Annotated in this window: 20 protein-coding genes; 8 read left to right on the top strand and 12 right to left on the bottom strand. The window is 45.6% G+C overall.

The window, feature by feature from the left end; all coding sequences use genetic code 11:
• Positions 1–48 precede the first annotated feature (48 nt).
• The 4 genes from NNX04_RS00275 to NNX04_RS00260 form a co-directional block, all read right to left on the bottom strand.
• A complete protein-coding gene (locus tag NNX04_RS00275) occupies positions 49–618 on the bottom strand; it encodes an SDR family oxidoreductase (RefSeq protein WP_261947105.1) in 570 nt (189 codons plus the stop codon).
• Positions 608–802, bottom strand: a complete 195-nt coding sequence (locus NNX04_RS22935) for an SDR family NAD(P)-dependent oxidoreductase (protein WP_261947104.1) — start codon at positions 800–802, stop codon at positions 608–610. Before NNX04_RS22935 ends, NNX04_RS00275 begins: the two co-directional genes overlap by 11 nt.
• A gap of 142 nt (positions 803–944) precedes the next feature.
• Entirely contained in the window at positions 945–1940 is a 996-nt protein-coding gene (locus NNX04_RS00265) for a sensor domain-containing diguanylate cyclase (RefSeq protein WP_261947103.1), read from the bottom strand.
• An 89-nt stretch (positions 1941–2029) separates the two neighbouring features.
• Complete coding sequence (locus NNX04_RS00260; protein ID WP_261947102.1) at positions 2030–2602, bottom strand: nitroreductase family protein; 573 nt, start codon at positions 2600–2602, stop codon at positions 2030–2032.
• A 250-nt stretch (positions 2603–2852) separates the two neighbouring features.
• Between NNX04_RS00260 and NNX04_RS00255 the strand changes: the two genes are divergently transcribed.
• Both NNX04_RS00255 and clsB read left to right on the top strand, forming a co-directional pair.
• The gene (locus NNX04_RS00255) at positions 2853–3659 is read left to right on the top strand and encodes an endonuclease/exonuclease/phosphatase family protein (protein ID WP_410004070.1); all 807 of its coding nucleotides are present in this window, start codon (positions 2853–2855) and stop codon (positions 3657–3659) included.
• Positions 3656–4879 (top strand): cardiolipin synthase ClsB, encoded by a 1224-nt coding sequence (clsB, locus tag NNX04_RS00250; RefSeq protein WP_261947101.1) that lies wholly within the window; start codon positions 3656–3658, stop codon positions 4877–4879. Before NNX04_RS00255 ends, clsB begins: the two co-directional genes overlap by 4 nt.
• 34 nt (positions 4880–4913) lie before the next feature.
• On the opposite strand, the gene NNX04_RS00245 is transcribed toward clsB, so the two are convergent.
• Both NNX04_RS00245 and NNX04_RS00240 read right to left on the bottom strand, forming a co-directional pair.
• Positions 4914–5222: a winged helix-turn-helix domain-containing protein gene (locus NNX04_RS00245; RefSeq protein ID WP_261947100.1), complete on the bottom strand. Its 309-nt coding sequence runs from the start codon at positions 5220–5222 to the stop codon at positions 4914–4916.
• A gap of 43 nt (positions 5223–5265) precedes the next feature.
• Entirely contained in the window at positions 5266–6342 is a 1077-nt protein-coding gene (locus NNX04_RS00240; RefSeq protein WP_261947099.1) for an alkene reductase, read from the bottom strand.
• Positions 6343–6493: 151 nt separating this feature from the next.
• On the opposite strand from NNX04_RS00240, the gene corA reads away from it, so the two are divergent.
• Positions 6494–7459, top strand: coding sequence for a magnesium/cobalt transporter CorA (gene corA / locus NNX04_RS00235; RefSeq protein ID WP_007643712.1), 966 nt, complete (start codon positions 6494–6496; stop codon positions 7457–7459).
• 50 nt (positions 7460–7509) lie between these two features.
• Here the strand turns inward: corA and NNX04_RS00230 are convergent, their stop codons facing one another.
• The gene (locus tag NNX04_RS00230) at positions 7510–9243 is read right to left on the bottom strand and encodes a pentapeptide repeat-containing protein (protein WP_261947098.1); all 1734 of its coding nucleotides are present in this window, start codon (positions 9241–9243) and stop codon (positions 7510–7512) included.
• Between the two features lie 328 nt (positions 9244–9571).
• Between NNX04_RS00230 and ettA the strand changes: the two genes are divergently transcribed.
• From ettA to NNX04_RS00205, 5 genes are all read left to right on the top strand, one after another.
• Positions 9572–11236 carry an energy-dependent translational throttle protein EttA gene (gene ettA / locus NNX04_RS00225; protein WP_261947097.1) on the top strand — a complete coding sequence of 555 codons (1665 nt, stop codon included), beginning with the start codon at positions 9572–9574 and terminating at the stop codon, positions 11234–11236.
• Between the two features lie 117 nt (positions 11237–11353).
• Positions 11354–12799, top strand: coding sequence for a sodium:proton antiporter NhaD (gene nhaD / locus NNX04_RS00220; protein ID WP_261947096.1), 1446 nt, complete (start codon positions 11354–11356; stop codon positions 12797–12799).
• A 350-nt stretch (positions 12800–13149) separates the two neighbouring features.
• On the top strand, positions 13150–14181 hold the full coding sequence (locus NNX04_RS00215; RefSeq protein WP_007643720.1) for a nucleoside hydrolase: 1032 nt from the start codon (positions 13150–13152) through the stop codon (positions 14179–14181).
• A 71-nt stretch (positions 14182–14252) separates the two neighbouring features.
• Positions 14253–15617 (top strand): hypothetical protein, encoded by a 1365-nt coding sequence (locus NNX04_RS00210; RefSeq protein WP_007643722.1) that lies wholly within the window; start codon positions 14253–14255, stop codon positions 15615–15617.
• Positions 15617–17041, top strand: coding sequence for a hypothetical protein (locus NNX04_RS00205; RefSeq protein WP_007643724.1), 1425 nt, complete (start codon positions 15617–15619; stop codon positions 17039–17041). The genes NNX04_RS00210 and NNX04_RS00205 overlap by 1 nt, the downstream gene beginning before the upstream one ends.
• Before the next feature lie 110 nt (positions 17042–17151).
• Here NNX04_RS00205 and NNX04_RS00200 read toward each other — a convergent pair whose 3' ends face one another.
• The 5 genes from NNX04_RS00200 to NNX04_RS00180 form a co-directional block, all read right to left on the bottom strand.
• A complete protein-coding gene (locus tag NNX04_RS00200) occupies positions 17152–17694 on the bottom strand; it encodes a hypothetical protein (protein WP_261947095.1) in 543 nt (180 codons plus the stop codon).
• A gap of 115 nt (positions 17695–17809) precedes the next feature.
• On the bottom strand, positions 17810–18184 hold the full coding sequence (locus tag NNX04_RS00195) for a PaaI family thioesterase (RefSeq protein ID WP_261947094.1): 375 nt from the start codon (positions 18182–18184) through the stop codon (positions 17810–17812).
• Positions 18185–18597: 413 nt separating this feature from the next.
• Positions 18598–20547, bottom strand: a complete 1950-nt coding sequence (gene drt3b, locus NNX04_RS00190) for an antiviral reverse transcriptase Drt3b (protein ID WP_261947093.1) — start codon at positions 20545–20547, stop codon at positions 18598–18600.
• A complete protein-coding gene (gene drt3a, locus NNX04_RS00185; protein ID WP_261947092.1) occupies positions 20544–21770 on the bottom strand; it encodes an antiviral reverse transcriptase Drt3a in 1227 nt (408 codons plus the stop codon). The genes drt3b and drt3a overlap by 4 nt, the downstream gene beginning before the upstream one ends.
• A 478-nt stretch (positions 21771–22248) precedes the next feature.
• On the bottom strand, positions 22249–23895 hold the full coding sequence (locus NNX04_RS00180) for a cellulose binding domain-containing protein (RefSeq protein ID WP_261947091.1): 1647 nt from the start codon (positions 23893–23895) through the stop codon (positions 22249–22251).
• Between the last annotated feature and the right edge of the window lie 165 nt (positions 23896–24060).

Here is a 24060-nt window from a genome sequence, read left to right as displayed (position 1 = left end):
GGATACCCGCATTCGCGGGCATCGAAAAATAAAATATTCTTCTTTCTCCTACAACCCACCCGCTGCATCAATAAAACTGCCGGTAACAAAAGAGGACTTATCGGAGGCTAACCAAAAGATTGCCTCCGCTATTTCCTTTGCTTCACCACCGCGCTGCAGTGGAATTTTACTTTTTAATCGGTCAACACGCCCAGGCTCACCACCGGATGCGTGCATGTCAGTATAAATTAGACCAGGGCGCACACCATTCACACGAATACCTTCGGCGGCAACTTCCAACGCGAGCCCACGCGTTAAGGTATCCATCGCTCCTTTGGAAGCAGCGTAGTCAATGTATTCATTGGGCGAACCACTCTTAGCCGCACCCGAGGATACATTTACGATGGCGCCGCCCACCCCACCGTATTTTCTCGACATTCGTTTGACTGCTTCTTTACTACAAAGAAAACAACTCATAACATTAACATTCATAATTTCGGAAAATCGCTCAGCGCTAATTTCATCCAAACGGCATTGCGTTTTTAATATGGCAGCATTGTTTACCAAAACAGATACGCAACCTAATTCTGCATCAACTGTTTCAAATAAACGTTTTACATCCTGCTCTTTAGAAAACATCTGCTTTTATTGCAATGCACTGACCGCCGGATTGGATAATATCCCGTTTAAGGTTTTCAGCCGCTTCATCATTCGCCAGATAATTAATGCAAACCGCATAGCCATGCTGTGCGAACAACTTAGCTGTCTCTGCGCCAATGCCACGACTACCGCCAGTCACTATAACTACTTTACTAAATGCCATTTTAGGCTCCTTTTAATTCGCATTCGAAAAAATAGTATTGGAGATCAAGGAATAAAACTCCAACTCTGAAGTAATATCCAAACATAAAAAAACGCCATAAAAGAAGATCTTTGACGGCGTTTTTAATTGCAGCAGTTAAACATTAATCCGGTTGATAAACGCTAGTCGCATCGCGTCCGCTGGCTTTGCTCATATACAGCGCTTCGTCGGCGAAACGAATTAACTCTTCTCCAGCGCCGTGACGCGAACAGGCGATACCGATACTGAGCGAACAGGCGCGCTGTAATTTATTACTGTGAAGTTTTACGTAACCACTCAAACGCTCTGCCAATAACTTTAACCCATCGCTGTCGGTATTCAGGGCGGCAAGAATAAATTCATCACCGCCGACACGACAAGGGATGTCAGTGCTGCGCGCGATATGTTTCAGCCCGTCGCTGACGATTTTGATAATCGTATCGCCAGTTTCGTGGCCAAACTCATCGTTGAATTGTTTAAAGTCGTCGATATCAATCATCATTACCGACAAGGGTTGTTTGTTGCGTCGACTGAGTTTGATGGCAAATTCGTAGCGATGCTGAAACGCGCGGCGATTGAGCAACCCCGTTAAGGGATCGGTATTGGCAAGCGTGGCAAGGTTTTCAATTTGATCGCGCAGCGAATCCACTTTTGCTTCGGCGTTGCGCGCATCTAGCATGAGTTTTAGTTGTAGCGCGAGGGCGTCGGCAATATAACTGAGGCTTTCTATTTGATGGTTGCTCAGTTCAACTTTGTCATCGCTGGCACCGCACAGCGTACCAATCATTTGGTCGGCAATTTTAATCGGGAGCACCACAAAACTTTGCATCCCCAGAAGCGCTCCACCACTTTCGGGGAACCGTACTTGCACTTCCGCCGTTGCGGTAAGCTGTTCAGAGAGCATGAGCTGGCACATAGAGTCAGTCCAGGCTACCTGCGAACCTGACTCTACTTGCAAACTGCCCGTATTTTGGGCGAGCACCACAGTTTGCTGCTGCGCCTGCCAGTCAATGGTGGTTACAAAAGATGTTTTAAGCCCGGTGATATGGGTAATCAATTTCAGTAACGGGGTTGCCGCACTGATAAACGCATCTTGCTCTATTACTTCCAAACTGTTCATTAGTGGTGTCTCATAAACTCAACCCACAGTGTAGTGTAACTACGGGCAAAGGCAACAAAACACCACTGCTCACACTGGATTAAAAATGCTTATTTTGCCAGCCAGATTTCATCCAATTTTTTGCGCGGCGAAGGAACCTCTTTTGCACGCAACGGTTCGGGTAAAGCGTCTGTATTTCCGTGTTTGCCAATCACAAAAGCCATAATCACTTCCTCGCTGTTGTCATCCAACGTAAAGAATGTTCTTGCGGCGTCTTTGTGGATGCCTGCCATACCATGGCAATGCAAACCTTCCTGTTGGGCTTGCAATACCATACTCATCCACGCCGCACCCGAATCAAAAGCGCTATGGGCATTAGGTTTGCCGTTATGTTCAAAATTCTTTTTGGCAGCCAGAAAACCAATCACCGCTGCATCTTTAGCCCAGACTTGGTTGGCATCAACCAGCAAGGCCAGATAATCGGCAAACGTCGAGTCGTTAGACGTGTAAAAGCGCCAGGGTTGCGCATTAAAACAGGAAGGGGCAAAACGCGCAGCATCAATAATGCGCGCAAGCACTTCAGGTTCGATACTGGTCTTGGTAAAAGCGCGTGGCGACCAGCGGTGTGAAAGCTGCTCCATAACCCCGGGTAGTGGATCGCGTAAGGAAAAATCAGTCGACATATAACATCCTCCCAGATTGAACACAGTGAATTAAACCAGAAGCTACGATACACGCAATCGACGATTGACGTATAGCCTTGTGATATACAAACCCGGAATAAGATTCGATTACTAGAAGCCCCACCTAGGATAAGAGAAATGCTATGTGCGCGAGCCAACAGAAAAACAATCCTCACAATGATAAAAATACCTCATGCCTCCAATTAAATGGAAACATAGCCAACCAACTAACACAGGTCTCAGCATTGCGATGCAGCCTATTGAACCGAAATCATCCTCCGCGGAAAAACAGCTAACCGAACTAATGCAAACCAAACCTGCTATACAAAAATTGCGCATTCTCACACTGAATATGCATAAAGGTTTTACGCCTTTTAACCGATTTATTTTACCGGAGTTACGTGAGGCGATACGCTCGCTATCCACTGAAATTGTATTTCTCCAGGAAGTGCACGGTAGTCATAAACAACAAGCAAAGCGCCACGCTACTTGGCCCGAGACATCACAATATGAATATCTAGCAGACACTATTTGGCCAGAGTTTTCTTACGGACGTAACGCGGTATACCCGCATGGAGATCACGGCAACGCAATACTCAGCAAGTATCCCATCATTCGCTTCCAGAATCTGGATGTTTCAGTAGGCAAAATCGAGCAACGCGGGATTTTACATACAGTGTTGAAAGTTCCGGGCCACAATGAAGTACATGCAATTTGTGTACACATGGGGCTGCGCGAACACTACCGCACACAACAGTTACAGATGTTATGCAATTTGATTGAGCGTATCCCACCAACGGCACCTATAATTATCGCTGGCGATTTTAATGATTGGCGTAAACGCGCCGACACCATTCTGGCGCGGTGCAACTTGTATGAAGCCTTCGTTAGTGAATATCAGCAACCCGCAAAAAGTTTTCCCGCACGTTGGCCGTTACTTTGCTTGGATAGGATTTATGTGCGTAATGTCACCACAAAAAATGCCCAGGTTCTATTTCAACGCCCATGGTCTCACCTTTCCGACCACGCACCTTTGATGGTGGACATTCAGCTATGAAAAATAATTGGCGTGATGGTAATGACCTTACACTGCTTATTAATGGTGAGGAGTTTTTCCCGCGCGTCTTTGAAAGTCTACGAAACGCTCAGACAGAAATTTTGCTAGAAACTTTTATTATCAAAGATGACTCTATAGGCCAAACGCTTCAACGGGAATTAATAGCGGCTGCACAACGGGGAGTGAAAGTCGATATCACGATAGACGGTTATGGCAGTGGCGATTTAACTGAGGATTTTACCGCGGCACTGATGGCGGCTGGGGTGCGGTTACATATATTTAATCCGCAACCAAAACGCTGGGGAGTGCACCTGAACGTGTTCAGACGCTTGCATCGTAAACTGATTGTCATTGATCAGAAACTGGCATTTATTGGTGGAATCAATTTTTGTTTTGATCACATTAGCAACTCTGGCCCCGATGCCAAACAGGATTATGCCGTTGCAGTACAAGGCCCGGTAGTCGCAGACATTCACCAAACTTGTATACACCTGTTAGTCACTGCTGCTGGCTACAACGAAAAAAACAACCCTATTCAACACACCACGACCACCGAGTCACCCGCTGCCGGTAGCGTATGTACAATTGCTGCCGGTAGCGTCCGTGCAATTGTAGTACAGCGTGATAATGCTCAACACCGCCGGGACATAGAACGGCAATATTTATTGGCTGCACGCACCGCGCAAAAGCGCCTGGTTATTGCCAATGCGTATTTTTTTCCCGGTTATAGATTATTGCGAGAATTGCGCCGGGCGGCGCGGCGCAAAGTAGAAGTGATTTTAATTTTGCAAGGCCAATCCGACGTTCCCTTGGCCTGTGCGTTGTCGCGTTTACTTTACAATTATTTACTGCGTGCAGACATCACAATCTATGAGTACTGCAAACGACAATTCCACGGCAAAGTAGCCGTTATGGATGAACACTGGGCTACGATTGGATCGAGCAATTTGGACCCGTTGAGCTTGTCATTAAATTTGGAAGCAAATCTTGTTATCGAAGATGAAGCGTTTAATCAACAGCTTTACCAAAACCTCATTACCCTCGCTGAACACAGTTGTGAAAAGTTAACACTAAAAAACACCTTGCGTGGCTTGTGGTGGCGAGCACCACTGATTTTTTTGAGCTTTCATTTCTTGCGTAAATTTCCCACTATCCTGGGCTGGCTACCGGGGCACGCGCATCATTTACAACTCGCGACACGCGCCGAACCAAATCCTTGAGGGTAGCCTAGAACTTTAAGGCCAGTTTAGAATTTCAAGGATAGTTCAGAACTTTTTTAATGTGCTGGATATTCTCACCTACCCACACCGGATTCACAGCGCCCCAACTCTGAATAGAATAAACACCGTGAGTATTTTGCAGTTGAATATCCAATTCATGAATCGCGGCGAAGGTATCTTGCGCGGTGCGCCGAGGCATACCGGTAGCCGCGATAATGTTGGGTACAGTGTTAATACCCTGTTCCACCAGATAAGCAACGTAAATCCGGCGATAAAAGCTGGTTTTGGTTTTGCTGTGTTCACTCATCATATTAAGCAATGTTAAAACTCCTGAAGAATTCAAAAGAACCCACCTGGTGCAGGCTCTTTTGATTTGATTACCTATATCAATCAGCCATCGTCGGGTAATCAGTATAACCGACAGCATCGGCGGTATAAAAAGTAGATGAGTCAGGTGCATTGAGCGATGCGCCCAGTTTAAAGCGGGCAGGTAAATCCGGATTCGCAAGAAACGGAACGCCGAATGCAATTGCATCTACTTTTCCCACAGCAATGGCCGCCGCGGCTTCGTCGGCTGAATAGCCCATGTTGCCTACTAACACCCCTTTATAATGCTCGCGTGCCGGTGTCATAACATCACCTTGCTGCGCCTGAAAAAAATCGCCGCGCATCAAATGCAAATAACCGAGATTAAAATCATTCAAACGTTTTGCCAACCAGGTGGTAAGTGCGATGGGATCGCTGTCGATCATGCTGTTGTAACTATTAAGGGGCGACAAGCGCAAACCAACCTGCTTGCTATCCCACACTTCGCACACAGCGGCAATTACTTCCAGTAGCAAACGTGCCCGATTCTCAATCGGTCCACCATAGGCACCGCTACGCTTGTTCGAACCATCGCGCAGGAATTGATCCAACAAATAGCCATTAGCACCATGCACCTCTACGCCATCAAAACCAGCTGCTTTTGCATTGATCGCCGCTTGTTTAAACCCGGCAACAATCCCCGGCAATTCGTCATCTGTTAAGGCGCGCGGTTCGGTATAGGGTAATTTACCTTCAGGCGTATGCACTTCATCCTCAATCGCAATAGCACTCGGCGCAACGGGTTGTTTTCCATCGTTAAGGGCGGGATGACAAGCGCGACCGCCATGCCATATTTGCAAGAAGATCCTGCCACCTTTGGCGTGAACCGCATCGGTCACCAAACGCCAACCATCAATCTGGGCCTGCGAGTGAACTCCCGGCTCTTGCCAAAAAGCCGAGTTTCCCTCCATCGCCATAGTGGCTTCAGCTATGATTAAACCGGCGCTAGCACGCTGGGCATAATATTCAGCCATCAGTGCATTGGGCTGATGTTTAAGACCGGCGCGGCAGCGAGTAAGGGGTGCCATCCAGACGCGATTAGGAAGTTCAAGGTTGCCCATCTTCAAGGGGCGAAAAAGGATTTCTGTAGTGCTCATAAAAACTCCGGTTAGCAGGTTGTTGAATAAGTTGTAAGCGATTCGGTACGCTTAAGCTGATTGAAACGATCAACCTGAGCGGGATAAGGTGTTTTATCATTACCTTAACACCCGGTAATCAACTTCACGCATTTTTTACGGAGAATTGCACATGCTCATCAACTGCGTCGCTTATCAAGAGGGGAAAAAGCTTTGCAGTATTCCCGTCGAAGAAATAAGTGATTATGTGAAAAAAACCGACTGTTTTGTATGGGTAGCCTTAAAGGATGCAGAGCCTACGGAATTGCAACAAATGCAGCAGGAATTTTGCTTGCATGAACTAGCAGTAGAAGATGCCCATACAGGTCATCAACGTCCTAAAATTGAAGAGTATGGCGATTCGTTGTTTGCGGTGATGCACACTGTGGAATTTGTTGACGGTGAATTAAATGTTGGCGAAGTGGATGTATTTGTCGGTGAAAATTATGTGCTCTCTACCCGCAACCGTACCCAACAAGGTTTTCTCGGGGTGCGCGCCCGTTGCGAGCGCGAGCAGCATCACCTTGTGCAGGGTTCGGCATTTGTATTTTATGCGTTGATGGATGCCGTAGTAGATCGCTACTTTCCGATAGTCGTCGCATTTGAAACCGAATTGGAAACGATTGAAGACCAAATATTTACCAAAGGCTCCCAACGTACCAACATCGAGCGGCTGTATGAATTAAAACGGAAAGTAACCATTTTAAAACACGCAGTGGCACCACTCATGGAAGCCGTAGGCAAATTGGATGGTGGACGAGTGCCGCCCATTGTTGCCAATACCAAAGATTATTTCCGCGATGTACACGATCACCTTTACCGTATCAATACGTCTATCGATGCCATCCGCGACACCATAGGCACTGCTATTCAGGTGAACTTATCCATGGTGAGCATCGACGAAAGTGAAGTAAATAAACGTCTCGCCGCCTGGGCCGCCATATTTGCAGTAGCCACTGCATTTGTAGGTATCTGGGGGATGAACTTTGAGCACATGCCGGAATTAAAATGGAAATACGGCTATCCGGTGTCATTGGGCATTGTCTCGGTAATTTGTGTGTACTTGTATTACCGGTTTAAAAAATCGGGCTGGCTGTAATAAAAAATCACCGCGCAAGGCGGTGATTTTTTTCGACGAACAAGCTCATTTCAGCTTATAGTTTCCTGCAGGTTTTTAATCGCCTCAACGGCAAAGCACTCAATGTACTCACCCTGCGCAATTGCGCCTATGGATTTTTTCAAGGGTACACGACGTGGGGTGAATTCAAATAATTCACTGCGCTCGGCGTAGTGGCGTACGCGCTGGCTCACCAATACCTCGCCCGGTTCAGCCGCCGCTTCCATACGCGCCGCCATGCTCACAGCGACGCCTTCCAAATCGGGAATATCGGTCACTTCGTTGTGCACCACTAACACTTCACCCAACTCAACACCAATGCGCAGCTCAAAACCAGCGGCACGCAATACGTTGCGGATCATGCACGCGCAGGATAGACCGGCGGTGGCATTTTTAAAGGTGACGCGCAATGAGTCCCCCTCCATGTTCGGGTGACCGGCGGCAAATTTTTTCAGAATGGGTTTTACCAAACCGCGAAACAGCGACAACTTTTCCGAGAGTTCACCATCCGACCATTTGGAAAACCCTTTGAGATCCATAAACAAAATGGTGAGGTTGCGCACCTGCTCGTGTTCATGATCTACCGCCAATTCCAATAAGCGCGGCCAAAACTCTTCGCGAATCGCCGCAACTTTTTCTTTGAGTTGAAAATGTAACTGGGTATTGTTGCGCAACATTAGCTGCGCTAATTGAATACGCTCTGCTTCTGCCTGCAATTGGTTTTTTAATTCCGTGGGGTTATGACTTCCCACCTCCTCCACCACAAATTTAACCAGCGCGCCACCAGCCACATCACTGATGGATTTCAAACGCAAAATAGTACCCCAATGGACTGCCGCTAAATGCTCGATAAAAATAGGTAGCGTGGCGAGTTCATGATCCGCCAGGCGATAGGGGTAACGCAATTCAATAGTAATCGCCTCGGCAAAAATACGCTCAAATTCATGGGGCCGATACGTTGTTTTTTGTTTTGCGGATTTATCCCAAAAACTGTGGGTGCAACGAATATTATTAATTACCCAATTGGCCATATTGGCGTTCCAGAGCTTGGCACCACTGAGCTGGGTATTAATTAATTTTGCTTTGGCTAAGTTTGCTTCGCGCAAATCGCAATTACTGAGATCGGCATTAGTAAAATCGACTTTGTTCAAATCCATCCCGCGTAAACTTACGCCGGCTAAATTGACTGATTTACATTGTGCGCCCGTTAAATTGGCATCTTGTAGATCGCAATCCTGTAAACAGGCACCAACCAACAAAGCACCGGATAAATCCGCACCGCGCAAATTGGCACCGGTTAAATCGGTGTTGGTTAAATCCACACGCGCCAACTGTTGGCCTTCCAAATTACTGCCAGCTAAGGAAACATCGCGCAGCATTAAACCGCTAATGTCCTGACCGCGAAAATCAATGTGCTCTAAAGTGGCATTTGTGGTGTTCGCAGTGAGTAAATTTGCAAGGCGCAACTGTGAATAACTTAAATCGCAGCGGGTTAAATTGGTCGCAATTAATTTTGCCTGTGAAAAATCATTGTGCTGCAACTGCGAGCTATCACAATTGGCCCAAATTAAGTCCGCCTGTTTAAACACGCAGTGGGTAATAGTGGCATTACGTAACGACACTTTGGAAAGATCGTAATGGCTCAAATCCATTGCTGTTAATTCAACACCGTCTAAATTGATGGTGGCTGGTGCGCCTTTTTTGCGCCACTGGTTCCAGGCGCTCGCGCCCTGTCTCAGTTCATGTAGTATCCGTTCTTGATTCATGTATTCCGTCTGGATCGTCTGTAGATGGTGGATGTTATGGCGCGTTCAGTGTGAAAGCACGAGGCTCACAACAGGCGCTCTGGATTAATTATCAGGTACTGCAGGCTGGGCATTTTACGTTCAATTGCCCTACAGAGTCATGTACTTGTATACACCCACTAACCCAAGGCGTTAGCAACTGTACAACTCCCCCCACAACCAGCATCCAATCGGGCGTTTTCCGGGGAATGCTTTAACTCGGGGGAGGCTTTCTTTATAGTACGCCCGCTGAAAAAATTCTCCCGTTATTGGCCCTGGCCGATGACTTTTTCTACCGAGGTTTAGCCCCATGGCTCAATACGTATACAGCATGCACCGGCTTGGCAAAGTTGTGCCGCCCAAGCGTGAAATTTTGAAAGACATCTCCCTGTCATTTTTCCCCGGCGCCAAAATCGGTGTGCTCGGCCTGAACGGCTCGGGAAAATCTACCCTGCTGCGCATTATGGCGGGTGTGGATCAGGATTTTAACGGCGAAGCCCGCCCTATGCCGGGCATTAAAATCGGCTACTTACCGCAGGAACCACAGCTAGACCCAGCCAAAGACGTGCTGGGCAACGTGCAGGACGGTGTTCGCGAAGCGGTAGATGCGCTGGCCGAGCTGGATGCCATCTACGCCGCCTACGCCGAACCCGATGCCGACTTTGATGAACTCGCCAAAAAGCAAGCCAAGTGCGAAGACATCATCCAGGCGTGGGATGCGCACAACCTGCAGCACACGTTGGAAGTTGCGGCCGATGCATTGCGCCTGCCGCCGTGGGATGCAGACGTGACCGTCCTCTCCGGTGGTGAACGTCGCCGTGTGGCGCTCTGCCGCCTCTTGCTGTCGCGCCCCGACATGCTCTTGCTCGACGAACCTACCAACCACCTGGATGCTGAATCCGTTTACTGGCTGGAGCAATTCCTGCACAGCTTTAGCGGCACTGTCGTCGCGATTACCCACGACCGCTACTTCCTCGATAACGCCGCCGGTTGGATTCTGGAACTCGACCGCGGCCACGGCATTCCCTACGAGGGCAACTACACCAGTTGGCTGGAACAGAAAGATGCCCGTTTAGAGCAGGAGCAACGTGCGGAAGCTGCGCACCAGAAAGCCCTGAAAACCGAATTGGAATGGGTACGCCAAAACCCCAAAGGCCGCCAAGCCAAGAGCAAGGCGCGTCTGGCGCGTTTTGATGAATTGCAATCGCAAGAATTCCAGGCCCGTAACGAAACCAACGAGATCTACATTCCGCCGGGTGAGCGTTTGGGCGACAAAGTAATCGTGCTGGAAAACGTGAGCAAGGGTTATGGCGATCGCCTGCTGATTGACAACCTGTCACTGAGCATCCCTAAGGGTGCTGTGGTGGGTATTGTTGGCGGTAACGGTGCGGGTAAATCTACCCTGTTCCGTATGATTGCAGGCACTGAAAAACCCGATAGCGGTACTGTGACTATTGGCGACACCGTAAAAGTGGCCTACGTAGAACAGAGCCGCGAAAACCTGGACGATAAAAAATCGGTATGGGAAGCGGTATCCGACGGTTTGGATATTTTGAAAATCGGCAACTACGAAGTTAGCTCGCGCTCCTACTTGGGTCGTTTTAACTTCAAGGGTGGCGATCAACAAAAACGTGTGGGTGAACTCTCCGGTGGTGAGCGCGGCCGCTTGCACCTGGCCAATACCTTGAAACAAGGCGCCAACGTACTCTTGCTCGACGAACCGTCAAACGATTTGGATATCGAAACCCTGCGCGCACTGGAAGATGCGATCCTCGCCTTCCCCGGCTGCGTATTGGTGATCTCGCATGACCGCTGGTTCCTCGATCGTATCGCAACGCATATCCTCGCTTACGAAGGTGATTCCGATATTGTTTTCTTTGAAGGCAACTACACGGAATACCACGAGGATTTCGTCAAACGTAAGGGGCATGATTCACAGCCGAAGCGGATGAAGTACAAACCGCTCAAGGCGTAAAAAGAAAGCAAAAGGCAGCCGTAAAAAGCTGCCTTTTTTTTCGCCTGTGTCACACTCCACCAAACCTGCACGCTCAATAAATACAACGACAATCACCACAACACTTGGGGAGTTTCCATGATCCAACAACGCCTGTTAATGATGCTACTGCTACTTGGCTGGTGCGCTGCGGCCAACGCCGAATCTGCCGGGTTAAACCTGACCAATACCTTTGCGGGCTGGTTCTGTGTGGGGCTCTTTGTAATAGCCTATGCGTTTGTGATGCTCGAAGAGAAGTTCCACCTGCGCAAATCCAAACCGGTACTGGCAGCAGCGGGCATCATTTGGGTGATTATTGGTTGGATCTACACCCAACACGAACAGTCTGCCCTGGCTGAAGCCGCGTTTCGACACACCTTGCTGGAATTCGCAGAGTTGATGTTATTTCTGCTGGTAGCCATGACCTACATTAACGCCATGGATGAGCGCGGACTATTTAATGCACTGCGCGGTTGGATGATTAAAAAAGGCTTCACCTACAGACAGCTCTTTTGGATCACCGGCCTAATGGCGTTTTTCATCTCCCCCATTGCCGATAACCTCACCACTGCGTTATTGATGTGTGCAGTAGTATTAAAAATTGCTGAAAACGAAAAAGCGTTTATCAACATGTGCTGCGTCAATATTATTGTCGCCGCCAATGCAGGTGGCGCGTTTAGTCCTTTTGGTGACATAACCACATTGATGGATTGGCAGGCCGGTAAAGTGGACTTTTTTACCTTCTTTAATTTGTTCATTCCATCGCTGGTAAATTTTATTGTACCCGCAGCGATTATGAGTTTTTTCATTAAAAACAAACCCTCACACAAGGATGCAGAAGATCTATTTTTAGAAACCCTCACTTACAAAGAGGGTGCGTTTCCAATCCTGTTTTTATTCCTTGCCACTATCGCCAGCGCGGTTCTTGGTCATGTAATCATTCACATGCCGCCGGTATTGGGCATGATGTTGGGTTTAGCCTATTTAAAAATCTATGGTTTCTATTTACGCAAAAAAGGCATAGTGGATTTAAAAAATGCCGAACAAATGCATACCGACTTTATGCCCAACAAAGATGAAAACCCCATCACCAAAGTGCCACTGCCGTTTGATGTATTTCAACCTTTGGCGCGTCTGGAGTGGGACACACTGTTATTTTTCTACGGCGTGATTATGTGTGTGGGCGGTTTGGGTTTTATGGGTTATTTAACCTTGCTGTCCGAATCGCTCTACGGCAATTTCAGCCACACCGTATCCAACGTAAGTTTGGGTTTGATCTCAGCGGTTATCGACAATATCCCGGTGATGTACGCCGTATTAACCATGGCACCCGATTTCTCTCAAGGGCAATGGCTATTAATTACCCTCACCACCGGTGTCGGCGGCAGTATGCTATCAATCGGTTCGGCGGCGGGTGTGGCACTCATGGGGCAAGCTCGCGGCTATTACAGCTTCCTCGGCCATTTGAAATGGACACCTGTAGTAGTGCTCGGTTACTTCACCAGCATTTATGTACACATTTGGTTAAATGCTGCGCTGATGTAAATAAACACGCCACACGACAAAATAAAAAACTAACCGCAACGCAGATTAGCATTACTAATCTGCGTTTTTTTATTCGCACAAATATGATTTGCCATCTACATTCATCCCGGTGCGGCAATATTTTTGCTGCACTGCATAAACGATGCACAGTGTCGGCAAATTCAACCGCCAGCTTGTACATCCGTAATATCGCGTAATACCCACTGGATTATCACGCCAGATATTATGATCAGTGATTACTCATTGTTTGATTTTTATTATTCAACGAGTAATCGATTCACCGCTAAACAGGGAGTTGATAACTATGCGGAACCTTCTAAAAAAACTTGCAACCAAAATAAGGATTCGTTATGAAAAACCTCACACCACCCACCCAAGTATTAATTGATACCGACGCCGATTTTGATGATTACCTGGCGATGTTGTATTTACTCAAACATCCCGCCATTCAAGTTACTGGCATTACCGTCACCGGCACTGGCGACGTGCATTTAACACCCGGCGTGCGCAATGTTAGCAATATGCTCACCTTGCTTGATGATCCCGCTGCACTAAAAATTCCTGTTGCACGCGGCGCACAAGCGCCGATGATTTACAGCAACACCTTTCCCGGCAGTGACCGCACCGCAGCCAACGAACATTACAACGCCGAATTTCCTGCCACTAATCCAACGCCTACTATTGATTGCGCACAAACTTTTTTGCGAGAGTATTTTATTAATAGCACTACCCCCACCACGATATTGTGTATTGGTGGCGGCTCCAATTATGGGAAGCTATTTGAATCAGCCAAAAGCGATCCACAATTGCGCGCGGCGCTGCAGAAAAATATCACTCGGATTGTGATGATGGGCGGAAATTTATTACCAGAATTTACCCCTCCCGGTTTTGAAGGTGCACAGGGAAACATCCAGGCCACCATGCAACCCACGCCCTACTACACCAACAAAGTAGCGGAGTGGAATATTTTTGTGGATGTACGTGGCGCCGAAGAAATTTTTGCCAGTGGTATTCCCATCACCCTGGTTGCCTTAAACGCAACCCAACAAGTGCCAATTACCGATGCGTTTGTTGCACAAATAAAACAAATCAATAACCCCGCCACCAACTTTCTCTACGCCGTATTAACCAGCAGCACTATTAAAGGTGGTATAGGAAAATATCTGGATTTTTGGGACCCTCTCGCCGCTTGTGTATTAACCACACCTTCGCTGGTCACGACACAAACCTTGTCGCTGCGCGTTGAGCAACAACTCAATGAGGAAGACGATAAGTCCGGCATGATCATTGTAGACAACCAGAGCGGCCATCCGCTTGACGTTGCACTCAGCGCCAACGCCGATGCGGTGTACAACACCTATTTGGAAATTATCGCGCGCTAAAAATCCTGATCATTCTTATCCAAATATTTTAATGACTAGCGAATATTTTTATTATCAATAAGGACCGTGTTATGAAACGCACTTTATTTGCACTGGCCTGCATTTTTGCAGCCAATACCACTCTCGCCGAAAACGCCAAAACCGAAGCCTATCGCGATGCTGCCATTTCCGCGCCAAAAGACTGGCAAGGCCCTAAATTTAGCCTGAGCCACAATTATCCCAAACAGCAACCTGCGCCGTGCACTGCCACTGAATGCCCCTGGCTTGCGATTGATTTAAATATGCAAACCGATTTTTCCGCTGCCGGGGTGCCCTCCTGGGAAAAAAATTCGGTATATAACCAATACATCATGAGTATTTTAAATTATGTGAAACAAGGTCAAACCCTGGACCTGAATAATGCAGAAGGTTTAAAGACTCAGGTCGATGGCAAAGATAAATGGTTTCACATTCCCTGGATGGCATTTGACCAACACACCGGGCGCGAATTTGTGCACGGCTTAACCAACGAACGCACCGCGGTAATCAGCGATTTTTACGGCGAAGAGCGTCAGGGTTTACACGGGCTGCCCAATGCCAAAACGGGCACTCAAGCCGGTTTTGAAACCTGGGCGGTCGGCATGTACAACAACTATGGCGGCTACACCATCGGCCAAAGTTGGAGTAAAAAAGGCACGCCCAATATCGAAACCATTAATGGCATTACCTCAACCAAAGGTATGCCGTTTATGCAAGGCACTGTGGTGGTGAAATTTTTATTTACCACTGCAACGCCAACAGATGTCCCCTATTTAACGGGCAGCCCTGCATGGCAGGCAGATCGCCACGTAGAAACCAACCACAAATTTTCCTGTGAACGTAAAGTGCAAGAAGTGCGTTTGGTGCAAGTGGATGTAGCAGTAGTAGATGAACGCTCACCCAGCCGCTGGGTGTATGGCACCTTTGCCTATATCAACGGCCCAGGTAAAACGGTGTGGGACAATTTACAGCCAGTTGGTTTGCAATGGGGTATGGATCCTTGGACATTCCCCGCCGTACCGAAAGCGGAATCCATTGCACCACGCCAGAGTGTGTTGAATGAATCCATTAGCGCCTTTGAACATTTTGGTTGTAATGGTCGCCTCGCTGGCCCAGTAGATAACAAACTCAGTTCCTGCATGTCCTGTCACGGTGGCGCTTTTGCTAACACCGCAGGTAATACTTTTGCCACTGGCGCTTACGGCCCACCTATTTTTGGTTTCCCTGGCATCTGTGAGCAATACAGTCAGGACAATGTAGAATATTTCCAAACCATTCAATTTCCACAGGGTTATACCGGTGGCAATTATCCAGACGCCATGAACCTGGACACCTCACTGCAAATGCAAATCGCACTGCAAGAGTGGTCACTGTTTAAAGCAAAAGGCAAAGCTGCTGCTGCCTGTGAGGTGCAATAATGAAAAAATTATTATTGGCAGTTAGTGTCTTAGCCATTGTTACTGGCAGTGCAATCGCACAGGAAAATATTTATAAAAATCTGCAACCCACCATTAGCGGCACACCACTCAATGAAGTGCCAGCGCAGCCTTTTGCGGCATCAGGTGTAGTGAAGCGCCCCTTCTTTGATTATTTTAATTGGCAAAATTTTATTGCGTTAATGTGGCCCAGCAAGGTGCAATCCCACGGCATTCCCTACAAACCGCAGGATGCAAAAGTCTTTGGTAAATACACGAAAGATTTACAACCAGTGTGGCTGGGGTGGAAATCGGCGTTTGATTTATTCCCGCAAAATGGTGATAAACCTATCGCTTGGGAACAAAACAATGGCACCGCCGTCTGTCGTAATATTAAGGCTGGTGACACTCGTCCGGTATTAATTACCGGCTCAAAATTTACCTCAGTAGCAGACGAACTGGATCAAGCTTTTGGCGGCCCGCTGCCGGATCAAACCGGTTTATTTACGCGCTATGAAGTGCGCATGAATAAAGTGGAATACGATTTTGTGCGCAGCAATGGCTATTACAACAAAAGTAACTGGCCAGCCGATGGCATTACCCTGCCCGCTGGCAATGGTGAAGAGGTTGCAGGTGTAATAGAAGTTAAAGCGGCCTGGCGGGATTTACGCAAAGTGGATAAAAAATTCCACTCGCGTTTTTTCACCTTGGAAAATGCGCTGGTTTCCATTCCAAACACCTGTACCGACAAACCCAACAGCATGATTGTGTGCGACTGCGAACCGACTACTGTTGGTCTGGTAGGCTTTCACATAGCACAAAAAACACCGGATTTTCCGCAGTGGGTTTGGGCTACTTTTGAACAGGTGGATAATTTGGGCGAGGACGCAAGCACACCCAAGGACATGCAACCCTCTTATTACGATCCGGAGCTTTATAGAAAGTATCCGCATGTATTGCGCGCAAATCCGGCGGCACACCCCGGCTCCAATCGCGTGCCTGAGGCTACAGATTTTAATCCCGAACCAATTAACGTTGTGCGTTTAAGCCAAATTCCCGATACGCCCAAACCCGCCGCCGGTGAACAGGATTACTCCACCACTGGCATGAACAACATGTATCGCGAAATGCTCAAAGGCACTGTGTGGGAGCACTATCAACTGATTGGCAGCCAATGGCCGCAATTGCCCTCTATTTCACCCAAAACCCCTACCGATGGCGATTTTGGCTGTGAGGATGGCACCGAAGTACAAGCCGGTGGCATGCCTTTCCCGCAATGCCAATTGGCGAACGTGACAATGGAAACCTATCACCAATACGACAGCTGCATGAACTGCCACCAAGGTGCACAACGCGCCGGTGCAGATTTCAGCTGGCTACTCGCCACACGTGCTTATATAGAGCCTACCGGCGAACTTAAAAAATAATTTCATCCACTAACACACAATACTGACTGCTACTTATGAGTCAGTATTGTGTGGCTTTTAATAAGTATTTGCATAAATAATCCTCACGAGCATGAGGCACTGGTACAGAGTTATAGTTTTGTCTGCCCCTTTGGAAACAAGCTATACCACAAAGGCCAGCACACCAACCAGATTGCTAAAACCCAAAAAATATAGCTAAACCACTCATCCAGTTGAACGGTTTTTTCTGGTTCATCAACATATAAAATCGCGGCAAGCAGTAAACAAGAAGCAATACCACCCGCTAAAACGCCCTTAAACCATTGGCGCCATTCATAAAGGGCATAGCTACAAGCATACAGCTCAATCTTTTCCCTTTTATTTGTTGATGCAAACCGCCCTGCAGCTAATTCATCCAACCATTTAATGACGCCAGAACCATAAACCACAGTAAACCCGAGATATACAGCAGCAAGCCCATGTGCAAATTCAGCCACAGCCCCATTATGCAGATCAATTGCAGTTGCCAAAAGCAGAATGAGATCAAGCAAAGGAACACAAAGTAAAACTGCTGTTCCGGTTTTTGGGAGTTTTAAAATGTAACGAAAAAATAGACCTAAAAACAGGAACACCCAAAACCCAACTTCACATCCAATAATTAACCACAAAAGCATTTTCAGTAATCCTTACTCTTTGAAATCAGAAATATCACGCTCAACGGTAGCTAATATTTTGGGGTTAATGGTGTTTATTATTTACCGCAGTCGCTTGTTATGCTTTTGATAAAACTTAGGCGGACTGAACGTGGCTTGTTGTAACTTCCGCTATTAACTTACCAGATGTATCAGTAACCGTTGTTTTAACCACACTAACAGTACGACCTTTTTTGACATAATTTGATTTTGCCACAAACGCTCCAGCCGTATTATTCCCTAGCAAATTGGCATTAATATTTATTGCCAAAGGAAAGCCTTTCATACCTTGCTCAGGATTAACACCCTCAAGAACAAGTACAGAAGCGTTTACATCAGCAAGCCACAAAGTAGCGCCCGCATTAACAGTACCAAAAGGATTCAATATACCTGGTTGTATTGGCATTTCAGATATAACCTCTTCTGATGACCTTTCAATAACCGTAAATTTAATATGACCTTGAACTTCCATGCTTATACCTTAAAAGTAAATTTATATATTATTGGCCTAACAGCTTATTCAACGACATAGGCCATAGGCTGTATATCTAGAGAGCAGATCTGAACATCCGCGTTGGGCACGAATTCGACCCTCATGATTTCGATTGTCGCAAACCGGCCAATAGCGGAAGTTGAGGTTGCAATGAATAGCAGTACTGTTTTTGGTTAGGGCTAAATAGCAAGTGTCGGGGCGCAACTTTCGAAGAGAAGAAGCAAATTAGGAAGGGCAAAATTAAATGGTCGGTAGAGGGCTCAGCATCAGGTGTGTGGGCTTTCGCCCTCAGCAATTCAAATTTTGTGGTCTGATTTCGACCTCAAAAATTAACGCGAAAATGAATCAAAAGCAATATTGCCACTCTACCTTCCAACTCCACTATAACAAGTCTAATATGTTGACCTCAACTCCTTTCGCTCTAGCAGATGAAGTAAGTTCAGCTCATTCCATTTTACGAACCAATAATTAAAGAGCATTTTATCGAGGATAGCTACCTTAGCGGCCGCATCCAACACAACGGTCGGCTCGTAAAAAGCAAGATACTTATCCAAGAGGTATGATCTTGTAACCTGAGAGACATGGGGACATGAAAGAACATCCAAAAAAAGATGCAGTTTCTCAGATGATTTCCTTAAAGAATCAATTTTTGATAGTTTATCCATAATTAATATTTCGATATGAGCAATCAGTTCGCCGTACTTGGCTCTCCCTCTAAAATAGTAGAGAAGCGAAATTATTTCAAAATAGTTAACCTTTGATGTCTTAATATATTCAAAGTGTTGTGGTGGTATTGAATGTTCGCATCCAAACTCAGCAACTGCGAGAAAAATATTTAACTGTTCAAGAAATATATAGTTTTCCGGGACAGTCTTATCAAAACTCAGCATTACATCCTGAATATGTCTCATAATTTCTGATCTGTAGTATGAGCTTTGTCCTGGATGTTTTTTTACAATAAATTTATCTGCAATAATAACACTTCTGGCAACTCTATTGGATGCCATAACAGATGGGGATATTGTATAGAAGAAGAAAATTATATCGACCAAAATACAAATGCAATCCCTTGTTTGTAAGGGGGTTTCATGTTCATCATGGATGTGAATTTTTGAATTTGTAAGCCGTTCAAGTCGCTTTGATATGACCGAAATCAAAAAAGAAGATATATCACTATAATTTCCACCCCAGACAGAAATAGTACTCTTGATTTCTCGTATGAATCCACTTGTAAATTTTGATCTATCATTAATTTTTTTAAGATTTATCGCTTGTTCATCATCAAGTGAGTACAGCCTATCCATAAGCTTATTTACGGCCAACTCAACGGCACCCAGTATTGATGTCTTTTTTGTTATAAAAGGCCTTTCATATTTTTCCAATTTTCCTTCGTTAAGATATAGATTGTATGCGGATAGCTTCTCGGCGAGAACCAGTGATATTTTTTTGGCTAAATCATCACTTTTAGAAAAAAGAAAGTAATCATCGACATACCTTAGTATTGTGTAATCTGCTCTGCATACAAAACCGTATCTTTTTTCAATTTCATAATCGGTTTCAAAATCAATTGATTGAAATATTATCTCGGAAAAAATTCTACTAAACTCTGAACCGATTGGTATTCCATTTGTTTCTGCGTTATTACTATTCTGCATTGCTTGATCAATATCATTACAAAATTGATGCGCACGCGGAGATTGTAAATTTGCTTTTATATATTCTCTGTTTTTTATTGCCCATGCTATTGAGTGGGTATAAATGCTATCGAAACAATTTGATACGTCTAATTTCCATAGTATTGGGTATGTCTTTTCCAATTTCAAAAAAAGAGGTGATTGATAAAGCTTATATGCACGATCAAAACCGGAGTATGAGAAATATGAATTTGCATGCTTACGGTGTATTTCCTCTTGGATTGTATCTATATTAAATTCCTTATACTTAAATTTTGAATCCGATCCCTTGATGAAGAGTGAATTTGAAACTCGTCTCGGCCGCCTAATTGAAAACTTACTTTTTGAGCAAAGATAGATGATGGCAGGAGAATAATCTCTATATATTTTTATGTAGCGAAACTGCGATGAAGGATGTATTAATCCTAAAGATCTGAACTTTATTTCATTTTTATAAATTTTGTACTCAAAGGGGGTGGTTGCAATGGCATCAGCACCTATAATTTTCTCAAAAACTGAATTGCAAAAGTCAAACACACCAGGTGCTTTGGATTCACTGGCTCGGAAATTAATATAGAGTCCATCATTTGAAAAAATTATAGGGACATCTGACGGAGATGTATCCGTTAGCAAAGCCCTGGCATAATCGCTTTTATCTAATCGTATCATCTCCAGATTTTCCCTATTTTATGAGCTCTATTAGCGCTAAATTCTTTGAATACTCTTTTTTTGTGTCCATTTATAAAACTTATTTTAAGTAGTTTTTCTTTTTGCTCTGGTGTGAACGGGGGACGCATTTTGGCAAGGCGGCTAGATACACATAGAGTATTTTGCAAAACAAAATAATCAAGCATTTTTATTGAGGTGTCTGATTTATTAATTCTTGCGTAATTATAAAATATTCCTGATAGAACTTGCGGATCTCTATTTTTCTTCAACTTTCTATTGGTTGAAAGAAATGTTAGCCGATCAATGAGCATGTCAAAATCATTATTTTTATTAAAACTATAAAAAGATTTTGATATTTTTAGCTTAAGTTTTTTTATTTTATCCTCGGATATGTCAATCTCTACATTTCTTGGATTTTTGCGATTTGCATTTCCTCCAGGATTGTTAATGTTGAACTCATAACCCAAAAACTCGAAAGATATTTGAGCGGCAGCGGTATCAATTTTCTCTAACAATAAAATTTTCTGCTTTTTTGTGTTTAGAGTATATCCATGGATAAACATTTCCTCCTCAATATCACTCACAAAGTGTTGCTCATCTTCATAAGACGTGGTAACTATAATCATGTCATCTACATATCTTGCATAATAGATAACATTTTCGTTCTTATTTATTATCGAATCTATCTCCTTCATCGAAATGTCAGCCAAAATCGAACTTATTTCCACTCCCCTTGGAACGCCGAGAAGAGTATTTTTCTTACAAAGCTCAAGAAATGACTTCACCAAGTATTTGGTTTGAAATGAGAGATTCCTATTTTCCTCTACTGTTTTAGACACCTTATCCTTATCACAAGACTCATAGAAAGACTTTATATCTAATCTATAGATCCGGTAGGCTGATCCATCCTTGAGATAATTAACTAATTCATCAACTATCTTATTTCTGTTTTTTTGATAAATACCAAAACTTCTCTTGAGGTAAGAAGCACATAACCTAAATAATATTCTCTCACTGAGTAACGACGTCGAGTAGCACGATTTTCCTTTTGCAGTGGTTTTTGAAAGTGAAATATCAGCAACTCCCGCGCGGCTTAAGCTGATAGCTGATTCAATAATTTCGTTTTTATACGCCTCATCGTCACGCAACCGGGCATCCTTGTAAAAATCTTCTGCCCTGAAACTTCTGGATAGCGATGAGTGACTATAAACATGATTTTTCATAGGGTGCCATATTAGAATATTGGGGCCGGATTAAAAATTTAACTTCCGCTTTAGGCACGTTACTGTCCTTAAAAGCCGTTGCGGTTCGTAAACTCACCAGCAACCTACCTTGATTGTGCCATTGGTTAAAAATGGGTGCTGATCCGCTAACCCCAAAGGCCAAGTAAAGACTATTACACAACCCTGCGCCAACAATAATTACAGCTTATTACCGCCCTACTCATTTATGACTGAAAAAATTCCAAAAAAAAGCCCAGCATATAGCTGGGCAAAGGTGGGGTTTACGACTAACAGCGGGTTTAAAATTGGCTGATAAATCTCCAAGCTTCTTGTGGAATCCAACTTTCTGCTTGGCCTGCATCGTGTTGTGATGGCCAGTGGCCGCCGCATTTTTTTCAAATCATTTTTGAAACATTTTGATCTGAAATTCTAAAGCCCAGCCATACCGCAGCCACTAAACCGAGACGCCTCACGGCAATTAGAACCGATTAAAGAAGTTCCATGCTCCAGAGCTATAGAATGAAGGCTGCGAATGCCCACCATTGAACGAACACCAGACAACAGGTTTACCTGCTGAACAGTTTTGGTACTCCACACAGGGAGATGGCTGCACCGGCACAGTCGTGTTAGAGCAACCGTTAGCTCTGAGATAAGCATCACGAGCTTGAGCGCCAGAGCTCTGGCTTACCACAGTGTCGTTATTGCCGTGCGCAATCCAGGCCGCAGTCGCTGAACCGCTATCCACATGAGGCGTCAAGAATGCACCTGATACAGGCGCGATAGCACGGAAGGTGGTTGGTAACTCGCGGCCCACTGCAAATGACATCATGCCACCGTAACTCCAACCGGTAGAGAAAATACGGCTTTCGTCGATACACAGGGATGACTTCAGTTGGGTTAGCATCGACTGCAAGAAAGCTATGTCGCGGCCATTGGCATTTGTCCATCCGTCGGTGCCGGCGGCACGATCAGGCGCAACGAAAATCGCACTGTTATTAGAGAGGCTTTTCATGCCGTAGTAGCCTTGACCTACAACATCGTTCGCACTACCACCACGCCAGTGCCAACCAAAGACCAACTTATAGGGATTGTTCTGGTTGTAGTTGCTCGGGATATCCAACACGTATTCGCGGTTCAATCCGTTAACGTTAATGGTACGACGGCCACTCGTTAATTTAGCCGGGGCGCCACAGCCAGCCGAACCGACACCATTACCGCCAGCTGATGACGAACTGCTGGAGACCGAAGAACTGCTTGAACGAGGTTCGCCCGTGACGCTACCGAAATTGATGTAACCTTCGCAATGCAACCATTCGCTGGGCGCACCGCCACCGCAACGGTTATTCCCCCAAGCTCCAGTATTTTCTGTTTGCACTTCTGCTTGACGGGTTACGCCATTGACGTTGACGTAATCGATACGTACATCGGCATTGCCGCCATCATCATTGGCAAAGGCCACAACCACGTCGCCAACCAGAGCCGTTTCTACCGTGTAATTGTTCATGACGGTGCTCAAGGTCCAGGACTGCACTTCAGTACCACCTACGCTGAGAGTGATGGACTCGGTCGCTGTTGTGCCAAGTGCACGCACTGTAATAGCGTTACGAGCACCTGTCGGAATAGATGAAGCAGCGCGTGATGATGAACCCAATGCAACGGATGAGCTGGAGCGCGAAGAACTCACCACCGCTGTGCTGCTTGCCGCAGAACTTGCCGGTGCGGCTGAACAAAGAGTGCCATTAATTTGCGGGCGCTCGGCGGTAGCGCCATTTTTTACCCCTTGAAAACCGAATGACACAGTCTGCCCTGCGGCAATGTTGCCATTCCAGGAGACGTTGGATGCGGTGTAAGGATTGCTGCCTGCGAGATTTGCATTCCAACTATTGGTCACACGGTTATTGGCGTACTGCCAATTCACACTCCAATTATTGACTGGCGCCGCTGTGTCATTTTTTATTTGGATACTGGCGACGAAACCATTGCTCCATTCGTTATCGATTTGATAGGTACAAGCAGCTGATGCAGTCTGTGCCGCTGCAGCCATTGCAGTTGCCATACCGAGAAATACAAGTGGTCGTTTTAAATGTTGCAGCCGCTGATGTGCGCTGGATTTACATGCGTTCATGGTTTTATTCCTTCATAAAAGGTACTAGAAAATCGCGAGTGCCGAACAATAATTCGCGATACCGAAGTAGGGTTGGCTGACGATAGTAAATTTTTATTTTTTTATTCTGATCGTTATTGTTGTTCGTTGATGAATACTAAAAAACACAGTCATTGTCGGTATTTG

Source organism: Cellvibrio sp. QJXJ (genome assembly GCF_024452345.1).
Classification (GTDB): Bacteria; Pseudomonadota; Gammaproteobacteria; order Pseudomonadales; family Cellvibrionaceae; genus Cellvibrio.
The sequence above is the reverse complement of the archived record's forward strand: the minus strand, read 5'-3'. Positions and strand labels throughout refer to the sequence as shown.